The 20,069-nt window shown below is 71.3% G+C and carries 14 protein-coding genes; 1 reads left to right on the top strand and 13 read right to left on the bottom strand.

Annotation, left to right across the window (positions count from 1 at the left end; all coding sequences use genetic code 11):
• The 12 genes from NR792_RS12695 to NR792_RS12640 all read right to left on the bottom strand — a co-directional run bounded on the left by NR792_RS12695 (nucleotide 1) and on the right by NR792_RS12640 (nucleotide 14,637).
• Nucleotides 1-393 carry a hypothetical protein gene (locus NR792_RS12695; RefSeq protein ID WP_375760311.1) on the bottom strand — a complete coding sequence of 131 codons (393 nt, stop codon included), beginning with the start codon at nucleotides 391-393 and terminating at the stop codon, nucleotides 1-3.
• Between the two features lie 76 nt (nucleotides 394-469).
• Nucleotides 470-1,498 carry a hypothetical protein gene (locus NR792_RS12690; RefSeq protein WP_375760310.1) on the bottom strand — a complete coding sequence of 343 codons (1,029 nt, stop codon included), beginning with the start codon at nucleotides 1,496-1,498 and terminating at the stop codon, nucleotides 470-472.
• A 111-nt stretch (nucleotides 1,499-1,609) separates the two neighbouring features.
• The gene (locus NR792_RS12685; protein WP_375760309.1) at nucleotides 1,610-1,993 is read right to left on the bottom strand and encodes a two-component system response regulator; all 384 of its coding nucleotides are present in this window, start codon (nucleotides 1,991-1,993) and stop codon (nucleotides 1,610-1,612) included.
• A gap of 59 nt (nucleotides 1,994-2,052) precedes the next feature.
• A complete protein-coding gene (locus NR792_RS12680) occupies nucleotides 2,053-3,276 on the bottom strand; it encodes a glutathione-independent formaldehyde dehydrogenase (RefSeq protein WP_375760308.1) in 1,224 nt (407 codons plus the stop codon).
• A 162-nt stretch (nucleotides 3,277-3,438) separates the two neighbouring features.
• Nucleotides 3,439-4,821: an MATE family efflux transporter gene (locus NR792_RS12675; RefSeq protein WP_375760307.1), complete on the bottom strand. Its 1,383-nt coding sequence runs from the start codon at nucleotides 4,819-4,821 to the stop codon at nucleotides 3,439-3,441.
• A gap of 119 nt (nucleotides 4,822-4,940) precedes the next feature.
• Complete coding sequence (locus tag NR792_RS12670) at nucleotides 4,941-5,297, bottom strand: response regulator (protein WP_375760306.1); 357 nt, start codon at nucleotides 5,295-5,297, stop codon at nucleotides 4,941-4,943.
• Nucleotides 5,294-6,919, bottom strand: a complete 1,626-nt coding sequence (locus tag NR792_RS12665) for an RAD55 family ATPase (protein WP_375760305.1) — start codon at nucleotides 6,917-6,919, stop codon at nucleotides 5,294-5,296. The genes NR792_RS12670 and NR792_RS12665 overlap by 4 nt, the downstream gene beginning before the upstream one ends.
• A gap of 23 nt (nucleotides 6,920-6,942) precedes the next feature.
• Nucleotides 6,943-8,067 (bottom strand): hybrid sensor histidine kinase/response regulator, encoded by a 1,125-nt coding sequence (locus tag NR792_RS12660; protein WP_375760304.1) that lies wholly within the window; start codon nucleotides 8,065-8,067, stop codon nucleotides 6,943-6,945.
• A gap of 181 nt (nucleotides 8,068-8,248) precedes the next feature.
• Complete coding sequence (locus NR792_RS12655; protein WP_375760303.1) at nucleotides 8,249-10,141, bottom strand: RICIN domain-containing protein; 1,893 nt, start codon at nucleotides 10,139-10,141, stop codon at nucleotides 8,249-8,251.
• 53 nt (nucleotides 10,142-10,194) lie between these two features.
• Nucleotides 10,195-12,426, bottom strand: coding sequence for an FUSC family protein (locus tag NR792_RS12650; RefSeq protein ID WP_375760302.1), 2,232 nt, complete (start codon nucleotides 12,424-12,426; stop codon nucleotides 10,195-10,197).
• A gap of 103 nt (nucleotides 12,427-12,529) precedes the next feature.
• Nucleotides 12,530-13,567: an ATP-grasp domain-containing protein gene (locus tag NR792_RS12645; RefSeq protein ID WP_375760301.1), complete on the bottom strand. Its 1,038-nt coding sequence runs from the start codon at nucleotides 13,565-13,567 to the stop codon at nucleotides 12,530-12,532.
• Nucleotides 13,568-13,569: 2 nt separating this feature from the next.
• Nucleotides 13,570-14,637 carry a putative zinc-binding metallopeptidase gene (locus tag NR792_RS12640; protein WP_375760300.1) on the bottom strand — a complete coding sequence of 356 codons (1,068 nt, stop codon included), beginning with the start codon at nucleotides 14,635-14,637 and terminating at the stop codon, nucleotides 13,570-13,572.
• 236 nt (nucleotides 14,638-14,873) lie between these two features.
• On the opposite strand from NR792_RS12640, the gene NR792_RS12635 reads away from it, so the two are divergent.
• On the top strand, nucleotides 14,874-17,873 hold the full coding sequence (locus tag NR792_RS12635) for an ATP-binding protein (RefSeq protein WP_375760299.1): 3,000 nt from the start codon (nucleotides 14,874-14,876) through the stop codon (nucleotides 17,871-17,873).
• 71 nt (nucleotides 17,874-17,944) lie between these two features.
• Here the strand turns inward: NR792_RS12635 and NR792_RS12630 are convergent, their stop codons facing one another.
• Nucleotides 17,945-19,990 carry a M20/M25/M40 family metallo-hydrolase gene (locus NR792_RS12630; RefSeq protein WP_375760298.1) on the bottom strand — a complete coding sequence of 682 codons (2,046 nt, stop codon included), beginning with the start codon at nucleotides 19,988-19,990 and terminating at the stop codon, nucleotides 17,945-17,947.
• Nucleotides 19,991-20,069: the final 79 nt, after the last annotated feature.

The raw sequence follows: 20,069 nt of genomic DNA, 5'->3' as shown, positions 1-20,069 counted from the left end.
CTAGCTGCTGAAGAGCACCAGCACGAAGGTGCTGGAGTCCGGCAGCTGGAACACGGTGCCCTGGCGCAGGGAGCCCTTGAAGAAGGGCGCCGCGTCGTAGGCGGTGGCGCCCTTCAGGGCGTCACGGGTGGCCGCCGGCAGCCAGCCGCCGTCGTCCACCTTCACCGTCAGCCGCGTGGGCTTCAGCGCGGCCTGGAGGGCCTGGCCTTCGGCCGCCGGGTACTCCAGCACCGCGAGGAACTGCGTGTCCGTGGGGCCCAGTCCGCCCGGGACGCCGCGCGCGGACTGGCGCCACTGCACCGCCTGGGGGCGGCGCGGCAGCGTCACGGTCTTCTCCAGCGTCTCCAGGTCCGTTCCCGTCTTCGCCGCCGGCGCGGCCGTCTGTGTCGTCATGGATGCACTCCCCCCTGAGGGCTTGTCGCAGGCCAGCGAAACACACCCCAGGAGCAGGGTGGTAGCCAGCGTGCGCCTACCGGCCACCGATGGGACGCGACGTCGCATTCTCGGGGCTCCCCTGGTCCCACGTCACGTGGCGCTGGAGCGTGCCGTAGTTGGTGTACTGGTGCCCCAGGCCCGTGCGCTCCAGCCGGCCGTTGGCCGCGTCCGGCGTGCCGGTGTTGATGTCCGCCTGGCCCGGGTTGAAGTTGTAGCGGTCCTCCGCGTGGAGCGTCATGTCCATCTCGAAGCGGGGCTTCCCGCCCGGCGTCTCCGGCGGGTACACCGTCACCGTCGCGCTGTTCCAGATGGAGTGGCCGCCAATGGCCTTCTGCCAGTTCTCCGTCTCCGGGTAGGGGAACTGCTCACTGGAGCCCACGCCAATCTGCGAGCCGGTGATCTGGAACGTCACCGGCTTGCCGGCCAGCGACGGGTCCTGGGCGATCATCTGGTTGTAGGTGGCCTCCGCCGCCTGCTGCGTGTCGCGCGTGGAGTTGGTGAGCACCGCCTGGCCGGCGGGGTCCGTGCTGACGAAGCGCTCGTAGTCGAAGTGCCGGTCCGCGCCGTTGCCGTGCAGGAAGTGGTCGTACGTGTCCAGGCCGTCCGGGATGTTGTTGTGCGGCACGCCCGGGATGCCCTGGGCGGCGCGCGCGGCGGTGAGCTTCAGCTCCCACTCGGCCCGCGCCGCGTAGTCGCCCAGGCCCGGGCTCTCCGTGGGGATGGGGTTCGGGTCGTTGGGGTCGTTGGGGTTCTGCAGGAAGCCGTTGTCGTGGTGGATGTCCGGACGCCGCGGAGGACCCACCTGGTAGTCCGCCACCGTGCCGCCGTTCGTCTGCACCGTCGTGCCGGCCGTCCCCACCGGGGTGGGCGTGGCCGTGGGCGTGGCGCCCCCCAGCGCGGGGCCGCCACGACGGGTGGCCGGAGCGGACTCGAAGGTGTCGGACGTCTGCCGCGCGACGACGGCCGGGGCAGGGGGCGGCGGGGGCGGGCGGACCTCCGGGGTCAGGGCCTGCTTCACTCGCGCCGCGATGGCGCTGCCAATGGACTCGCCGATTCTGGTCATGTCGGGTCTCCCCCTCGAACCACCGAGACGGTGGACGTTGATGGATTATCGACCCTTGGCACCCGGAGTTGCGGCGTTTCCATGCCTACATCGGCGCCGGGAGTGGGCCCCTCAGTGCCGGGTCCGGTAGCGGTCCACGGCGGCCAGGAGCACCTCCGTGCGCACCGGCTTGCCCAACAGGCCCACCGTGCCGGCCGGGGCCGCCTGGAGGTCCGGGTCCGCCGTGAGCGCCAGCACCGGCAGCCGCGACGTCAGGTCCAGGTTCCGCAGCCGGGAGAGGAAGCGCTGGTCCTCCGGGTTGCGCAGCATCAGGCTGAGCAGCACCAGGGAGGGGATGCGGGGGAGCCGGGACAGCACGTCCAGCGCCTGCTTGGCCGTGGCCACGGACAGCACCGTGTAGCCCTCCAGCACCAGGAGGGCCGCCAGGGCCTCGCGCAGGTCGTCGTAGCTCTCGACCACCAGCAAGGTCGAGGGTTTGTCCAGGGCATCCACCATCAAACCTTATACCTCCAAACCCCCGGGGCGTGCACACCCCGGGGCCTCGGGGGCCATGGCTAGGCGCGGGCCTTGGGGCTGAGCTGGGGCTTGAGGATGACCTTGGTGTAGCCGTCCTTGCGAGCGTCGAACTTCTGGTAGGCGTCCGGCGCGTCCCGCAGCGGCAGGCGGTGGCTGACGATCATGCTCGGCTTCGCGCGGCCCGCGATGATGAGGTCGCGCAGGAAGTGGTTGTAGCGCTTCACCGGCGTCTGGCCGGTGCCCACGGTGATGCCCTTGTCGAACACCTTGGCCCAGGGCAGCGGGTAGATGCCCTGCTTCGCGTCCTCGTCCCTCGCGCCGGGGTCCGGGGCCAGGTAGACGCCCACGACGCCGATGTGGCCCGTGGGGTTCACCAGCTCCACCAGCTGCTCCAGCACCTGGGTGGGCTTCTCCCGGCCGCCGTGCGCGTCCGCGCCCTGGATGTCGCGCGACTGGTAGCCCACGGCGTCGATGCCGCACATCACGCCCAGGGCCTTCTCCTCACCGGGGCGCAGCGCGCCCATGATGAGCGGGTTGCCGCGGCGCAGGTCCAGGATCTGCTTCACCGGGTCGCCCTTCGTGAAGTCGATGGGGATGGCGCCCATCTCCTTCACCTTGGCCAGGCGCTCCGGGACGCTGTCCACCACGTAGACCTCCGAGGCGCCGCGCAACAGCGCGCAGTAGCCGGCGAGCAGGCCCACGGGCCCCGCGCCGAAGACGGCCACCGTGGCCCCGGGCCGCACGTTCGCCAGCTCCGTGCCGTGGTAGGCGGTGGGGAAGACGTCGGACAGGAGGAGGAAGTCGTCCTCCAGCTCGTCGCCCGGCTGCCCGGGCACCTTCAGGCAGTTGAAGTCCGCCCAGGGCACCCGGAGCAGCTCCGCCTGTCCGCCCCGGTACGGGCCCATGCCCGCGTAGCCGTAGCCCGCGTGCGGCGCCTCCGGGTTGGCGACGAGGCAGGCCTCCGTGCGGCCGCGCACACAGTCGAAGCAGGTGCCGCAGGCGATGTTGAAGGGCAGCACCACGCGGTCGCCCTTCTTGATGCTCACCACGCCGGGGCCCACCTGCTCCACGACGCCCATGTTCTCATGGCCGAACACCTGGCCGGCCTTGGACGCGGTGCGGCCCTCGTACATGTGCAGGTCGCTGCCACAGATGCCGGCGGAGGTGACGCGGATGACGCAGTCCGTGGGCGCCTCCAGCTTCGGGTCCTCCACCTCCTCCACCTGCACCTGGCTGTTCTGCTTGTAGACGACGGCGAGCATGGGCCTCTCCCGGGTTGGACCAAGACACGGCCCACCAAAAGTGGGACGCGGCGCGGCCACGGGAAGCGGCTGGGGGAAAGCGCACGCCCGGACGCCCCGTGCAGGCGTGCGGGGCGGGCGCGCGTCCAGGCCCCCGCGTCCGCCCGGGGAATGCCGTGAAGCTCAGTGCGCCAGCACCCCCGGCGCCTCCGCCGGGGACACCAGCGACTGGCGCTCCCACGCGCGGCTGCGCCAGCGCAGCCACATGGCCAGGCCGCGCGTCCACTCATCCGCGGCCACCGCCAGCCACACGCCCGCCAGGCCCAGGTGCAGGTGGAACACGAGGTAGTAGCCCAGGGGCAGGCTCATGCAGACCATGGAGAGCACCCCCATGATGACCGGGAAGGTGGCGTCGCCCGCGGCGCGCAGCGCGTTCACCAGCACCAGGTTGAACGAGCGGCCCGTCTCCAACAGCAGGCTCAGCACCAGCACCTGCGAGGTCATCCGCAGGATGTCGCCGTCGTGGGTGAAGAGGCGGATGAGCGGCTCTCGGAAGAGGATGGCCGTCACGTCCACCGCCACCGTGATGCCGATGCTCCACTTGAGGCTCTTGAGCACGCGCGCGTACGCGTCCTGTGAGCGCTTCGCGCCGACGAGCCTCCCGACGATGATGGACGTGCCCATGCCGATGGCCAGGCTGCACAGGAACACGTACTGGGACATGGCGTTGGCGTACTGCCGCGACGCGAGCGCCACCGGGCCCAGGTACGTCACGTAGTACAGGAACACCGTCTGGCACGCGTGGTACGTCATCTGCTCCACCGCGGACGGCACGCCCACGCGCAGAATCTTCCGCACGTACTCGCGCGTCAGCGCCACGAAGTTCCCGGGCCGCATGCGCACGTCCATCACCCGCCAGAGCATCCACGCGAAGACGCCCACCGCCATCGCGCGGCTGAAGACGGTGGACATGGCCGCGCCCGCCACGCCGTGCGCCGGCATGCCGAAGTGCCCGAAGATGAGCACCCAGTTGCCCACCACGTGCACCACGTTCATGCCCAGGGCCACGTACATGGACTGGCGCGTGAAGCCGTACGTGCGGATGAGGCTGGAGAAGACGTTGATGAGCGCCTGCAGGAACAGGAAGCCGCCCGCGATGTGCCAGTAGGTGCTGGCGTACGAAAGCGTCTGGGGCTCCAGGTTCATCCGCCCCAGGATGGCGTCCGCGGACAGGAGCAGCCCGCCGCTCACCGCGAGCCCCAAGAGGAAGTTCATCGTGATGGCCTGCGCCGCGATGCGCGCGGCTTCCGCGCCGCGCTTCGCGCCCAGGTACTGGGACACGACGATGGACGCGCCGTGGCTCACGACCTCCATCACCAGGATGCAGATGAAGACGTACTGGTTGACGACGCCCACCGCGGAGACGGCGGCGTCGGACACACCGCTGAGCATCAGCGTGTCCGCCGTGCCCATCAGCATGAAGAGGAAGATTTCGAAGAAGATGGGCCAGGTGAGCCGGAACAGGCCGGGCTCTGGCGGGGACTGCGGCTCGACTTCAGTGGGCATGGATGCGTCGCGTCAGAGGCCCCACTGTGCGCGCGCGCTTTTTCAATTTCAACCGGCTGCACCCGCGCCGGCTGCCTGCCCGCCGCGGGTGCTTTGCGCTGAAAAAGTGAGAGCCGGACCTACGACGACGTCAGGCGGGCCACGGTGTCCACCAGGTCTCGCAGGGAGAAGGGCTTCTTGAGGAAGCCGTCCCACTTCTGCTCCTCGGCCTTGGCCTTCGGCGGCTGGATGGCGCTCATGACGAGGATGGGGAAGCGGTGGCTTGCGTCCTTGCGGATGGCGTCGATGGTCTCGTAGCCGTTCATCACCGGCATCATCACGTCGATGATGGCCAGGTCGGGCTTCTCTTCCTTGAGTTTGGCCAGCGCCTCGCGGCCGTTGCCGCAGATGACGACGCGCAGCTGCTCCTCCTCCAGGATGGCCTGGATGGCCTCCGCGATGTCCTGCTCATCGTCCACGACGAGCACGGTCTTCATGACCGCCTCCGCCGGGACGCGCCCGCCGGGGCCTTCTTCGCGGCCGGCTTCTTCTTCGCCGCCGTCTTGCGGCCCTGCTTCCTGCGCGCGCCCAGGGGGGCCTTCACGCGGTCGGGCCCGGAGGACTCGCCGCCGGACAGGCGCGCATGTCCGGTGAGGATGCTCTCCGCGCTCTCGAAGGTGTCCGCGACCCGGATGCCCTCCCCGCTGATGGAGAACTCGCGGATGGCGCTGTCGTAGGCGCTCTCGCGCATCTTCATGATGGAGAGCAGGCGGTAGAGCTGCGAGCGCAGCTCCACGTAGCGCACCAGGATGACGTTCTCCACGGTGGACGCGGCCTCCGGCTGGGGCATCTCCACGCCGGGGCTGAACAGGGGCGTCTCATCCGAGTACAGCGTGGTGACGTCCATCATCCGCAGCTGGTGGGTGAGCGCGGAGAAGAAGCGGCCCATGCGGTCCGGGTACACGGCGGCGGAGCGGAAGCCGGACACGCCGTCGATGAACAGGCGCAGGCGGTCCACCTTCCGCTCGTCGATGCGCTCCAGCAGCTTCTCCGCCAGCGAGTCCAGGTTGTGCTCCAGCGGCGGCTGCCACTGGATTTCAATCAGGCCCTCGTCCACGTACTTCTTCAGGTCCCCCATGCCGGTGCCCTCCGCCTTTTCAATGAGGCGGGGGGGCGTCTCGAAGAAGCCGAAGTAGACGCCCGGCTGGCCCTCGCGCGCGCCCTGCAGGAGGAAGTGCAGCCCCAGGAGCGTCTTGCCCGTGCCGGGCGCGCCCAGCAGCAGCGTGGTGGAGCCGGACAGCACGCCGCCATGAAGGGCCTCGTCCAGGCGGGGGATGCCGAAGGACATGCGGATGCGGTCCTCGCGCCCCTCCGCGGCGGGGTGCGCGAACTGCACCTCCGTGCGCGGGTGGATGACCATGCCCTGGTTGGAGATCTCCACCTCGTGGCGGCCCAGCAGCGACGGCCCGCCCCGGAACTTGATGGCGATGAGCTCGCGCACCGCGCGGGGGCCGTGCAGCCAGAGGGACAGCTCGAAGATGCCGTCCACCGCGGTGTTCTCCGGGTGGATCTCCCCCTCGTGGTGCGGGGCGAGCAGCAGCGTGGTGCAGCCCAGGATGCTGCTGAAGGTCTGCAGGTCCTGCAGGAAGCGCTTGAAGCTCAGGTCCGTGCGGGCGAACTCCTTCGCCGCGTCCATGCCGTCGATGATGAGCAGCGTGGTGCCGTGGGCCTGGGCGTTCTTGCGCAGGAGCTCCAGCAGGCCCTTGAGCCCGTCGCGCTCCAGGTCGCGGTAGCCGCTCAGGTACTGGAGCCGGTCCGGGATGACGCTGGCGTCGTAGAACGTCATCTGCGACAGGTTCTCCAGCATGCGCCCGTGCGACTCCGACAGCAGCGTCACGTAGAGCGCCTTGCCGCCGTTCTTCACGTGCTGGAAGGCGATCTGGTTGGCCAGCACCGTCTTGCCGGATCCCGGTGGGCCGATGATGGCGTAGGACGAGCCCTGGATGAGGCCGCCCTTGGTGATGAAGTCCAGCCGGGGCACGTTGGTGACGAGCCGCTTCGCCGGGCTCTTTCCTTCGTCGGACGTGTTGCTCCGGCCCGCGTCTTCGCTGTTCGACACGAATCCTTCTCCTCTTAAAGACGTCAGTACCGCTGGGTGCGATGCAAGGGGAGCCTCAGCTCGAAACACGCGCCCTGGCCCAGGGCGCTCTTCACGGTCAGCGTGCCGTCATGCGCGGCGGCGATTTCATGGGCCAGGTAGAGCCCCAGGCCCAGCCCCTCGAAGCGGCCCTCGGACTGCACGCGCTCGAAGCGGCGGAAGATGCGCGCGTGGTCCTCCGGCGCGATGCCCACGCCCTGGTCCTCCACCGCGAGCACCGCCTGGCCCTCGTGCGTGGACAGGCGCGCCTTCGCGGGCCGGCCCTGGCCGAACTTGACGGCGTTGGACAGCAGGTGGCCCACGGCCTGCTCCAGCATGCGCGGGTCGCCAAAGAGCGTGACGGGCGCGTCGGGAAGGACGGCCTCCAGGTCCACGCTCGCGCTGCGGGCCGGAGCCTGGAAGCGCTCCACCTGGTCGCGCACCAGCTGGGAGAGGTCCACGGTCTCCACCTGCAGGGCGATGTCCTGGGTGGACAGGCGCGACACGTCCAGCAGGCTGTCCACCAGGTTCTGCAGCCGCGTGAGCTGGCGCACCGCCGGGGTGAGGCGCTTCTCCATGGGGCCGTGCGCTTCCGTGTCGCCCACCACCATCTCCACCGCGCGCTCCAGGTTGAGGCGCAGCACGGTGAGGGGCGTCTTCAGCTCATGCGCGGCGATGCTGAGGAACCGGTCGCGCGCGCGCACGGCGTCCCGGGCGCGGGCCTGGAGGCGCAGGAGCGCTTCGATGTTCGCGAGCAGCTCGTCCTCCGCCAGGGGGCGCGTCCAGTACGCGTCCGCGCCCTGGGCGAGCCCCCGCACGCGGTCCTCGCGCCGCACGGACACGGACGACAGGTGGGCGATGAGCAGGTCGTGCGTCGCTTCGCTCGCGCGCAGGCGGCGGCACACCTCGTACCCGTCGATGTCCGGCATGTGCACGTCCAGCAGCACCAGGTCGGGCCGCCCCTGGGCAAGCCGCAGCGCCTCGCGTCCGCCGGTGGCCTCGAGCACCTGGTAGCCGCCCTGCTTCAGCGTGAGGCTCAGCAGGTACAGCGTCGCCGGGTCGTCGTTGACGTTGAGGACCGTGAGTGCCGGACGGGCACCCCGGGAGTCTGGTGGATGGGAGGAGTTCACGGGCCCTGTGCCCCCGGAAGGTGGAGGCACGTGCGGTGAATGGAACCACTCGCGTCCAAAAAGAGCCGACGGAGTATGCGGGGCGCCCGGGCGGGTGTTGTCCGCCGGACGGTTCAGGCGCTGGAGACGTCCGCCTTTCCCCAGCCAGGGCGCCGGGCGCGTCCCGTGGACGGTGCCCTGATCAGGGCATGGCTTCCAGGCGGAACTGCTGGCAGTCGTTGTTGGACCAGGCCCACTGCTGGAGGGCGGCGCCGTCACCGCTCGTCCAGCAGTTGCTCACATCCAGCACCTTGCCGCTGTGGCGGGCCTCGAAGCGGGTGTAGCCCCCGGAGGTGGCCACCGGCTTGAACTGCTGGTTCGCGCCGCCCACCCACGACCACTGGTGCACGCGCGCGCCGTCCGCGGCGCTGACGTCCGCCACGTCCACCGCCTTGCCGCTGTAGCGCGACACCAGCCGCGAATAGCCGCTGTCGGTGGCCACCAGTGCCCACTGCTGGCTTGCGCCCGTGTGGCACGTCCACTGGTGCAGCCCGGTGCCGTCCGCCGCGGACGGGCCCACGATGTCCACGCACTTGCCCGTGGCCTTGTTGATGAGCCGGTACCACGGGCCCTGGGGGCCGGGCGTCCCGCCCCACTGGAAGGACGCCACCGAGCGCGGCGGCAGCGTGTACTCGAAGGCCTGGCCGCCCCAGCGGACCTTGAAGGACAGCGTGGCGCCGTCGTTGGAGTTCAGCGCGACCAGCGCGCGCGAGCCGTCCGGGTTCCTGAAGGCGAGCGTCTCGATGTTGTTGTTGCCCAGCGACGTCGCGCCCAGGCGCACCGCGCCCGGCCGCACCACCTTGGCCAGGTGCGCCCACGCGTAGTACTCCTCGTTGCGCGTGTACGTGCCGTTGGCGTTGTTCACCGTGAACATGCCCCGGCAGTCCGCGCAGCCGCCCACGCGCGGCCCGTGGTTGGGGTCCAGCGCGAGGTTCCAGTAGAAGGACGTGCGCGACCAGTGGCGCAGCGGCCCGAAGAGGTTGTTCTGCAGCGCCCACTCCAGGTTCGCGGCGGCGTTGGTGGCCCAGAAGCCGCCGGTGCACTCCGTGAAGTGCACCTCCTTGGCGGGGTACGCGTCGCGGAAGGCGGACTGGACGCTGTAGCTGCCCTCGGGGCTCTCGTAGCAGTGGTAGGCCACGCCCGCGACGGCGCTCTGCGCCTGCCCGCCGTTGTAGGCCATCACCTCATGCGGGTAGCCCGCGGGGCCCGAGCCGTCGTACCAGTTGTGGTCCCACGCCAGCAGCTTCACGCCGTTGAAGCCCGCGGCGTTGAGCGCGGGGCGCAGGTGCTGGGCCGTGAAGACGGACTGGTCGTTGGACTCCATCTGCATCGTCGGGTAGCTGCCGTTGGCGTTGTGCGGCTCGTTCTGGGGGCTCAGCGCGTGGATGGGCACGCCGTTCGCCTGGTAGGCCTGCACGAAGCGCACGAAGTAGTTCGCGTACAGGCCGTACAGGTCGTTGCGCAGGTATCCGCCGCCGGTGAGCGAGTTGTTGAACTTCATCCACGCGGGCGCACTCCACGGCAGCGCGAACACCTTCACCTCCGGGTTGATGGCGCGCGCCTGCTGGAGCAGCGGCAGGATGTACGCCGTGTCGTGGCCCACGGAGAAGTCGTTCAGGTCACAGCAGGTGTCGTCGTACGTGTAGTTGTTGCGAGAGAAGTCCGACGCGCCCATGGGCAGGCGGATGGCGCTCTGGCCCGCGCCCGCGCTCACGCTGAACAGGTCGTTCATGATGGCCGTGCGCTGCGGCGAGTTGAAGATGAGCCACGCGGACGCATCCGTGAGCGCGCCCCCGAACCCGTCGACGGTCTGGTACGTCACGCCGTCGTTCACGTCGATGGCCGTCGCGCTGCCGGCTTCCGCGCCGAAGACCTTGTTCGCTTCCGGGTTGAGCTTCTTCGCCAGCGCGCTGCCCGACGTCGTCGTCAGCCACACCCGCACGGTTTCGTTCGCCGCGCTCGCGGCGGGCGGCAGGAGGGCGGAGGCGGCCAGCAGCAGGCCATGCAGGGGGACACGGGACCACCAGGGGGACATGCGGGGCTCCAGACAGCCAAGAGAGGGCCCAGCAGTCTATTCAAGTTGTTCCGTTAAGGCCCGTTAATCGTGGATGGCCGTGCCTCGGGCGTCGCGGGGGGCGGGGCCTCCAGGCGGCGGGTGGCGGCGGTGTGGAGCACGCGGAGCTGCCGCGCGAGCCGTTCGAGCTGGGACTGGAGCAGGGGCGCCTCGGCGCCCATCGCGGCGCCGGGCCCGTCCGGGGTGGGGACGTTCCAGCCGATGAGCGCGTCGAAGGAGGGCAGGGGCCTGGGCTGGCGGCCGTGAAGCACCGCGTCCGCCAGGTCCTCCATGCCGGAGTCCACGGCCCGCGAGTAGCGGGACAGGGCCTCCCGCACCGCCGGGGTGGAGGGCACGGAGCGCCGCGACGCGAGCAGGGTGCAGACGGCGGCGAACCTCCGCGTGAAGGCGAGCAGCGTCATCAGCGGCTCCACCGCCTCCGTGCGCCAGCGCGGCTCGTTGAGCAGGCGCTGGAAGGACGTCTCCGCGTTGATGGTGGCCAGCCCCAGCTTGCGGCGGGCCGCCGTGAGCGCCGCCGCGTCCGCGGGCTCGCCCCGCTGCCACGCGCGGGCCAGCACGTCGAAGAACTCGCGGTCCGCGCGCAGCGCCTCCGCCAGCTGCGCGGGGAAGCGCTCCTCCTCCGAGCGCTGCCACAGGAAGAAGGTGCCCGCGAGCGCCAGCGCGCCGCCGATGAGCGTGTTGACGATGCGCACCGGGGCCAGCGTCCAGTCCCCGCTGCCCAGCTCCGCCAGCAGCACGAAGGTGAGCGTGGCGAAGACGGTGAACAGCCCGTAGTTGAGCGGGATGAGGCTCACGCACAGGGCCGCGGTGCAGAACAGCAGGCCCATCATCGCGTACGGGTTCTGGAGCCACGACGCGACGGCGATGGCGAGCAGGCCGCCCACCACGGTCCCCAGCACGCGCTGGAGCGCCTTGAGGAAGGTGGGCCCGGTGTACGGCTGCATGATGGTGAGCACGGTGATGGTCACCCAGTAGCCGTGGTTCGGCCGGAAGACGCTGGCGATCCACACCGCCGCCGTGGTGGTGATGCCCACGCGCAGCGCGTGCCGCAGCACCTCCGAGCCCAGCGTGAGGTGCGCGCGCACGGGGTCCAGCAGGGACGCGTGGGACTCCTCCGCCAGCTCGCGCGCGGGAGGCGGGGCCTCCGGGGGCGGCCCGGGCAGCCGGCACGCGGTGTCCAGCGCCACGTCCGCGCGCTCGCGCAGCTCCGTGAGCAGCCGCGCGAGGTCCGACAGCCGCGCCCGCTCCAGGCGCGTGATGAGCCCGCGCGCGTCCAGGTCGCCCAGCGCGTCGCGCAGCGCGCGTCCGTCCCACTCCGGCTGGGGCCTGCGGCTGCGGCCCTCCTGCTCCACCAGCCGCACCAGGTCCCGCGCCGTGTTCGCGCAGTCCAGCAGCGCCACGGCCACCGCCGCGCGCGGGTCTCCCACGGGGCCGCTCACCGGCGGGCCCAGGCTCTCCAGCTGCTCACCCAGGGCGATGAGCCCCATGAACATCGCGTCCGCGGACTCCAGCAGCACCAGCAGCCGCTCGCCCCGGCCGCGCTCGCCCCGGCCCTGGCGCGTGGCCGCCAGCGTGGTGCGCGCCACCTCCAGGTGCTCGCGGATGCGCCCGTGCTGCTCCTGGATGAGAGCCTGCCACGCGTCCTCGCGCGCGCCCTGCACCGTGCGCGACAGCCCTTCCGCGTAGTCCGCCACCGCGCCGAAGCACGCCGCCACCGCCTTGCGCGCGGGCCGGTACGGGCGGATGGGCCAGAGCACCAGCGACAGCACCATGGCCCACGCGGAGCCGCCCAGCACCGCCAGCCCGGACTCCAGCGCGGACAGCGCGTCGGACGCGGGCAGCCCCAGGGCGATGACGAAGGTGGTGGCGGCGATGTTGCCGGTGAGGTTCGCCGCGGCGCCGTACACGCCCGCGAAGCTGAACGCCGTCACCCACAGCAGCGTGGCGGGAATGGCCAGGACAGGGTGCATTCCCGCCAGGCCGCCCAGCACCGCGGACACCGCCCCCGCCAGCGCCGTGCCGCCCATGGCGCGGAAGCGGGCGTGGTAGGAGCCGCCCTTGTCCACGAAGGACGTGTTGAAGCCGCCCACCGCGAGCCACAGGGCGCCGGGCAGGTTCAGCGCGGTGCCCACGACGGTGGGGACGAAGAACGCGAGCGCGGCCCGGAGGCCCGCCTTCACCGCGGGCCGCACGGGCGCGAAGCGGGCCACGGCCCTGGCATGGTCCAGCAACTGACGGCGAATCACCCGTCCCCCATAGGCCAACGCCTCCGGCCGGGCCACCGGAATCCGGGCCCGGGGCCGGAGGGCGTCGCTGGCGGGACAGGCCGCCGCGCGCCGGGCCTTCGCCTCAGTGCGGGGCGGGCGCCGCGTCCCGGGCGGGCGCACCGTGCGTGAGCCTGGTCGCCCCCCCCAGGCCGTGACGCCGGGCCGCGGTCTCCACGATGCGCTGCACGAGCGCCTCGTAGCTGATGCCCAGCTGCTTCGCCCCCATGGCCACCTCGCACTGCGTCTCCAGGTAGGGGTTGGGGTTCACCTCCAGGAGGTAGGGCTCGTTGGTGCGGCTGGACACGCGGAAGTCGATGCGCGCGTAGTCGCGCAGCTTGAGCGCGCGGAACGCCGTGATGGCCGCGCGGCCGATGCGGCCCCGCAGCTCATCCGACAGGTCCGTGGGCAGCACCAGGTGCGGGCTGCCCGGCGTCTCCGGACCGAACTTCACCTCGCGGTTGGCGATCTTCATCCGCTTGCGGTTCCACCGCGAGCCGAAGTCCAGCTCCACCACCGGCAGCACCTCCGGCTTCGCCGCGTCGCCCACCACGCCGACGTACAGCTCGCGCCCCTCGATGAACTCCTCCGCCAGCGCCTCGTCGTCGTACTCCTCGCGGATCTTCTTCACCCGCCTCGCGAGCCCCTCCATGTCCTTCTCGACGCCAAGCCCCAGGGAGGCGTCCGAGCGCGCGGGCTTCACCACCAGCGGGAAGGACAGGTCGCCGTTCGCCTGGAAGGAGATGCCGTCGAAGGTGGCGAAGCGGGGCGTGAGCACGCCGTGGAACTGGAGCAGCTGCTTGGTGAGGACCTTGTCCTGCGCGAGCAGCAGGCCCGCGGTGCCGGAGCCCGTGAAGGGCACGCGCGCCAGCTCCAGCACCGCCGCGACGTTGACCTCCAGCCGGTAGTCCTCCGCGAACGTCTCGCAGAGGTTGAACACCAGGTCCGCGCGGGCGCGGGTGAGCTGGCGCACCAGGTCGGAGACGCTCTCGTCCACGCGCAGGTCCAGGGGCTCGTGGCCGGCCGCGCGCAGGGCCGCGCTCACCTGCTTCACCACGGGGTCGGGCGGGTCGTCCTTGGCCTGGTAGTGGAGGACGGCGATGCGAAGGGACTTCAGGGGCATGGTCAGTCCTCGAAGAAGCGGTCGGTGTGCAGGTAGTTCATCGCCAGGACGGTGACGAGCGACGCGAGCTGCATCGCCGCCTCGCGGCTGTCGTCCGGGTGCAGGGTGAGGTTCAGCGCGGTGGTGCGCTCGGCCAGGTGGTCCACGAGCGCGCGCACCACGCCCCGGCTCACCCCCGCGTAGTGGCCCACGGTGGACAGCAGGCGCTGGCGCTCGGCCTGCACCAGCGTCGCGGCGCTCACGGGCGCCTCGCCCGGGCCCCAGAAGATGTCCTCCAGCGCGTGGTCGAAGGCGTTTCTCAGCTCCACGTCCACCTTCTCGTCCAGCTCGCGCTGGCGGTAGTGGTCCTGGACGGTGCCCTCCATCTCCTCGGTGGTGAAGTCCGGCTCGGCCAGCTGCACGGGCGGCGTCGTGCGGCCCAGGCGCTTCGCGATGTCCTCCACGTAGTGGAGCTTCTTGAGCGCGCCCCAGCCCTGGTAGCGCTTCGCCCAGTCGCTGCCCGGCGTGAGCCACACGGCGAAGGTCTCCGCGAAGTCCTCGTCCGGGTGCTTCTGCGCGTACCAGCCGGAGATGTGGAAGACGTACCGGCGCGAGAAGGGCCGCGGCTTGTAGTCGTCCTGGTACGGCCGCCCCCAGTCGCCGAAGACGCGGCGCCACTCGTCCGTGTCGTAGAGGCGGTACGCGTAGTTGAACGCGTGGCCCGCCTCGTGGCGCAGGTACATGAGGATCTCCGCTTCCGTCTCCGCGCTGCCCCCCAGCTCCGCCTCGATGGACAAGAGGTCCGGATCCGCCAGGTAGAAGGGCAGCCCGATGACGGGCACGCCGGAGGGACAGCCCCACTCGTCGGACAGGTAGCACTGGGGCTTGAAGGACAACCCCTTCGCCTCCAGCTCGGCATGGAGCTGCGCGATGTAGCGCTCCAGCGGCGTGCCCCCCAGCCGCAGCGACAGGTCCTTGATGCGCGCCTGGAGGAGCGCTTCACGCCGGGGGGAGAGCCGGCCACGCTCGGCGCCTTCGGTGGGATGTTTCTCGCGCAGCACCCGGGATTCGGCCTGGGGAGAGGGCATCATCCCTACGGAGGTAAGACGCGCGGCCGGGGATGGACAGCCCGCCAGCCGGGCTCCAGCAGGCGGCCGGCCGGGCGCACGGACGAAAGGCTTGAAGGGGCTTCCGCCATGCGCCGCGGGGACTGCGAGCATGCGGAGGGCCGGGTGCTCCGCTCCGGACGAATGCCCATTTTCCAGTGGGAACCGACTGGGAGCCGACATAGGGACATGGCTCGCTGAGCCCAGGAGCCGCGCCCGAGATGAGCCAGGACGTTCCGCCCCAGACTCCAGAGAGCCTCTTCACCGGAGGCAGCCAGATGCACGCGCTGGTGCGCGCGCACGACTGGGACGCGTCGCCGGTGGGGCCCGTGGCCTCCTGGCCCACGAGCCTCAAGATGCTCGTGAAGACGCTGCTCGGGTCGCGCTACCCCATGATCCTCACCTGGGGCCCCCAGCTCACCCAGTTCTACAACGACGCCTATTCGCTGGTGATTGGCGACAAGCACCCGGCCGCGCTGGGCACGGACATCCGCGCCACGCTGGCGGAGGCGTGGGACTCGCTGGAGCCGCTGGTGCGGGAGGCCATGACGACGGGCGTCGCCAGCTGGGTGCCCGCGCTCCGGCTGCTGCTCAACCGCAGCGGCTACCGCGAGGAGTCCTACTTCGACGTCAGCCACGCGCCCGCCTACGACGACACGGGCGCCATCGGCGGCATGCTCGCGGTGTGCGCGGAGGTGACGCCGCAGGTCCTGAGCGAGCGGCGCATGCGGCTGTTGCGCGACCTGTCCGCCCAGGCGTCGGACACGCGCAGCGTGGCGAAGACGTGCGGCGACCTGGTGAACGCGCTGGCGGACCATCCCCTGGACGTGCCGTGCGCGCTCCTCTACCTGCGCGCGGAGGACGGCCGGACGCTGACGCTGAGCGGGGCCGTGGGCCTTGCGCGCGGCGGCCCGCTCAGCCCGGAGACCGTCGTGCTGGACGCTGGCTTCCGGGACGCGGCCCCGTACCTGCGCGCGCTCGAGGGCGAGCGGGTGCGGCGCGACGGGCTGGAGGCGCTCCTGGCCCTCCAGGGCGGACCGTTCGGGGACTCGGTGGGGACGCTCCTCTTCCAGCCGCTCACGGGCGCGGGCACCGCCGCGCCGCTGGGGGTGCTCGTCACCGCGCTGTCCCCCAACCGCGCCCTCGACGAGGGCTATGCCTCCTTCTTCGAGCTCTTGAGCGCGCAGGTGGCGGTGGCGCTGCGCAACGCGCGGGCGTACGAGGAGGAGCGCCAGCGGGCGGAGGCGCTGGCGGAGCTGGACCGGGCGAAGACGGCCTTCTTCCACAACATCTCCCACGAGTTCCGCACGCCGCTCACGCTGATGCTGGGGCCGCTGGAGGACGTGCTCGCGCAGGTGCCGGTGACGGAGGCCGCGCGCAAGGACCTGGAGCTCGTCCACCGCAACGCGGGCCGCCTGCTGCGGCTGGTGAACGCGCTCCTGGACTTCAGCCGGCTGGAGGCGGGCCGCATCGACTCCAGCTTCGAGCCCACGGACCTGGCCGCCTTCACGAAGGACCTCACCGGCCACTTCCGCTCCGCCATCGAGCGCACCGGCCTGTCCTTCCGCGTGGACTGCGAGCCGTTGCCGGAGCCCGTCCACGTGGACCGGCAGATGTGGGAGAAGGTTGTCTTCAACCTGCTCTCCAACGCCCTCAAGTTCACGTTCGAGGGCGGCATCACCGTGCGGCAGGAGGTCCGGGGCCACGACGTCCTCCTGCGCGTCTGCGACACGGGCACGGGCATCCCCGCGGCGGAGCTGCCCCACCTCTTCGAGCGCTTCCACCGCGTGCGCAACGCGCGAAGCCGCACCCACGAGGGCACCGGCATCGGCCTGGCGCTGGTGCGCGAGCTGGTGGTGCTGCACGGCGGCGACGTGACCGTGGAGAGCGAGGAGGGGCGGGGCAGCACCTTCACCGTCCGCGTCCCCCGGGGCCACGCGCACCTGCCCGTGGACCGCCTCCTCGCCCCGCGCCAGCAGGAGTCCACCGCCGTGGGCGTGCGCCCCTTCCTCCAGGAGGCCGAGCGCTGGACGGACGTGGAGCTCCCGTCGCTCGCGCATGAAGCGGGGCCAAGGCCCGCGGCAGGGGAGGGCGCGGGCCGGGAGCCGCCGCGGGCGCACGTGCTGGTGGCGGACGACAACGCGGACATGCGCGAGTACGTGGAGCGCGTGCTGTCGCCGTCGTTCGACGTGACGCTGGCGACGGACGGGCAGGCCGCGCTGGAGGCCGCGCGCGCGCACGCGCCGGACCTGGTGCTGACGGACGTGATGATGCCCCGGCTGGGCGGCTTCGGCCTCTTGCGCGCCCTGCGCGAGCTGCCGTCCACGCGCGCCGTGCCCGTGGTGATGCTGTCCGCCCGCGCCGGTGAGGAGGCCGCGGTGGAGGGGCTGGAGGCGGGCGCGGACGACTACCTGGTGAAGCCCTTCAGCGCCCGGGAGCTGGTGGCGCGCGTGCGCTCCATGCTGGAGCTGTCGGGCATGCGCCGGGAGGTCATCCGCCAGGAGCTGCTCGCCCGGTCGCTGCGCGAGAGCCTCCAGGCCCGGGACGACTTCCTCGCGGTGGCGAGCCACGAGCTCAAGACGCCGCTGGCCGCCTTCCGCCTCCACCTGGAGCGGGTGGAGCGCAGCCTGGGGGACGAAGCGCTGGGCCGCGCCCGGAGCCCGCTGGAGTCCGCCGGCCGGCAGGTGCAGCGGCTGCACGCGCTGATGGAGACGCTGCTGGACGTGTCGCAGCTCACCACGGGGCGGCTGGCGCTGGAGCTGAACGACGTGGACCTCACCGCGGTGGTGGGCAAGGCGGTGGCCCGGCTGCGCGAGGAGGTGGAGCGCATGGGCGTGACGGTGACGCTGGACGCGGGCACTCCGCTGGTGGGCCGCTACGACAGGCTGCGCATCGACCAGGTGGTGACGCACCTGCTGTCCAACGCGGCGAAGTACGGCGAGGGCCGCCCCATCTCCGTGCGCGTGGCGGCCGAGGACGGCACCGCGCGCCTCACCGTGCGCGACCAGGGCATCGGCATCAGCGAGGAGGACCGTGCGCGCATCTTCGAGCGCTTCGAGCGCGCGGTGCCCACGCGCAACTACGGCGGCCTGGGCCTGGGGCTGTGGATCGCCCGGCAGGTGGTGGAGGCGCACGGCGGCCGCATCACCGTGGACAGCAAGCCGGGCCTGGGCTCCACGTTCGTGGTGGAGCTGCCCATCGAAGGGCTCCAGGCGGCCTGAGAAACACGAAGGGGACCCGGGTGACAGCCCCGGATCCCCTCCCGTGTCACGTCACGTCACCGCCGTGAGGCTCACTGGACGGCGAACACCAGGTCGTCGCGGTCGTTGTAGCTGTTGGACACGCACGCGCTGGACGGGCTGCCGGTGCCGTAGCGGAACTGCGCGCGCACGGCCTGGTTGGCGCCGGCGGGCAGCGTGTACGTGGCCGACAGCGTCTGGGCGCCCGCGACCGTCGGGGTGATGGTGGTGAGCAGCGTCCAGACGGGCGTCGTCGCGGTGGCGTTGGCCGTGTAGTACAGGTCCAGCCGGTCCGACGACGGGCTGGCGTAGGCCCAGACCGAGGCCTCCACCTTCACCTGCTTGCCCGCGGCGAAGTTGGAGCCGTCCACGGTGGACACCTTGACGGCCTCCACGGACTCATCGCTCTTGTAGGTGCCCTGGCTGCCGTCGCCGCAGGTGCCGCGCAGCGTGTTGGGCGCGTTCCTCTCCGGGCCCATGGAGCCGCGGCCGTTGAAGAGCGTGCCGCTGTCGCAGGTGGCGGCCGCCGCGCCGCAGCGCACCGTCCGGAGCGTGGTGTCGTAGGTGCCGGACGTGGACACGTTGGCCACCGTCACCGTCCGCGCCGTCGTGGTGGCGCTGTTGCCCGAGCTGTCGTACGCCTTCGCCGCCACCGTGTGGCTGCCGTTGGCCACCGTGCGGCTGTCCCACGCGAGGCTGTACGGCGAGGCGAAGACGGAGCCCTTCACCACGCCGTCCACCAGGAACTCCACCCGGCTGACGCCCACGTTGTCCGTGGCCGTCGCGGTGAGGCTGGTGGTGCCGTTCACCGTCGCGCCGCTCGCCGGCGCGGTGAGCGACACCGTGGGGGGCTGGGTGTCCGTGGGCTGGCCCGGGAGGGTGCCCTTGCCCAGCTCCGCCAGGTACGCCGCGGCGATGCGCGCGAACTTCAGCGCGTGGTTGGCGGTGCCCCCGGTGGTGCCGTCCGTGCTGTTGGCCAGCGTGTCACTGGCCGAGTGGATGTACGGGTTTGACTGATTCAGGTCGTACCGCGCCTCGAACGGCATGGACGTCGCGTAGCCCTGGGCGTGCCACGCCGCATGGTCCGAGCACCCGTAGCCGCACTGGATGTTGGCGCGCGAGTAGCCCGTATACGTGTCGATGAGGTTGCCCAGGAACGCGTTCTGCGCCGCGTTGGTGTTGTCCGTGACGAGCGACACCTCCACCGTGGAGCCGCGGTAGTTGGTCATGTCCAGCTGGAGCACGCCCACCACGTTGGTGTTCGCGGTCTTGTGCGCCTGCGCGATGGCCTTCGAACCCAGCAGGCCCACCTCCTCGGCCGCGTACGCCATGAACTTCACCGTGCGCGCCGGCTTGTAGCCCTTCGCCATCGCCACGCGGAACACCTCCGACAGCGTGGCGACACCGGAGGCGTCGTCATCCGCGCCCGGCGCCAACGCGGTGGAGGGGCTGGACGAGTTCAGGTTGATGGAGTCCAGGTGGCCGCCAATCACCACCACCTCGTCCGGAAAGACGGCGCCCTGGATGGTGGCGATGACGGACGGCTGGGTCCAGCTCGAGTGGGTGTACAGCTGCACCTGCACGTCGGTGCGCCCGTTGGCGTAGCCCTCCCAGGTGTTCCGCAGCCAGGTGGCCGCCTGCGTGCCGCCCGTGGAGTTGTTGTAGTAGCGGTTGGTGTAGCTGGCCAGCTGGGTGATGGTGGTCCGGAGGCTGGCCTCCTGGAGCTCGGAGAGCAGCGCGTTGACCACCGGCCCGTTGTCCAGCGTGTAGCTCACCAGCGACTGCGTGGGCTGCGCGGGGGCAAGCTGCGCGAGCGCCTCCTCCTGCGTGTCGTGCGCCATGAAGCCCGCGCAGCGGTGATACTGCGCGTGCATGATGGCGGACACGTCGCCCAGCTGCGACTCGGTGAGCTTGAGCACGCTCACCCCGTTCGCCTCGCGCACCAGCGTGGGCGCGCTGCCCGGCGTGCGGAACCCGGAGCGCACCGTCGTCACCGCCTCCGAACCGATGGTGATGTAGACCTCCTTGTCACGCGACTCGGCGGAGGCGGTGGCGCAGCACAGCGACACGACGACGGGAGCCAATCTCTTCAAACGCATGTTCCGCTCCGATTCCAGGCGAGGGGCGCGCTGGCGGGGCACGGCGGGGACCCCCCACGTCCGGTCCGGACCAGGTGTC

Origin of the sequence: Corallococcus exercitus (assembly GCF_042231735.1) — a bacterium.
In the GTDB taxonomy this organism is placed as follows: Bacteria; Myxococcota; Myxococcia; order Myxococcales; family Myxococcaceae; genus Corallococcus; species Corallococcus exercitus_B.
Note: the sequence above shows the minus strand (reverse complement) of the source record. Positions and strands in the feature narration are given on the sequence as shown.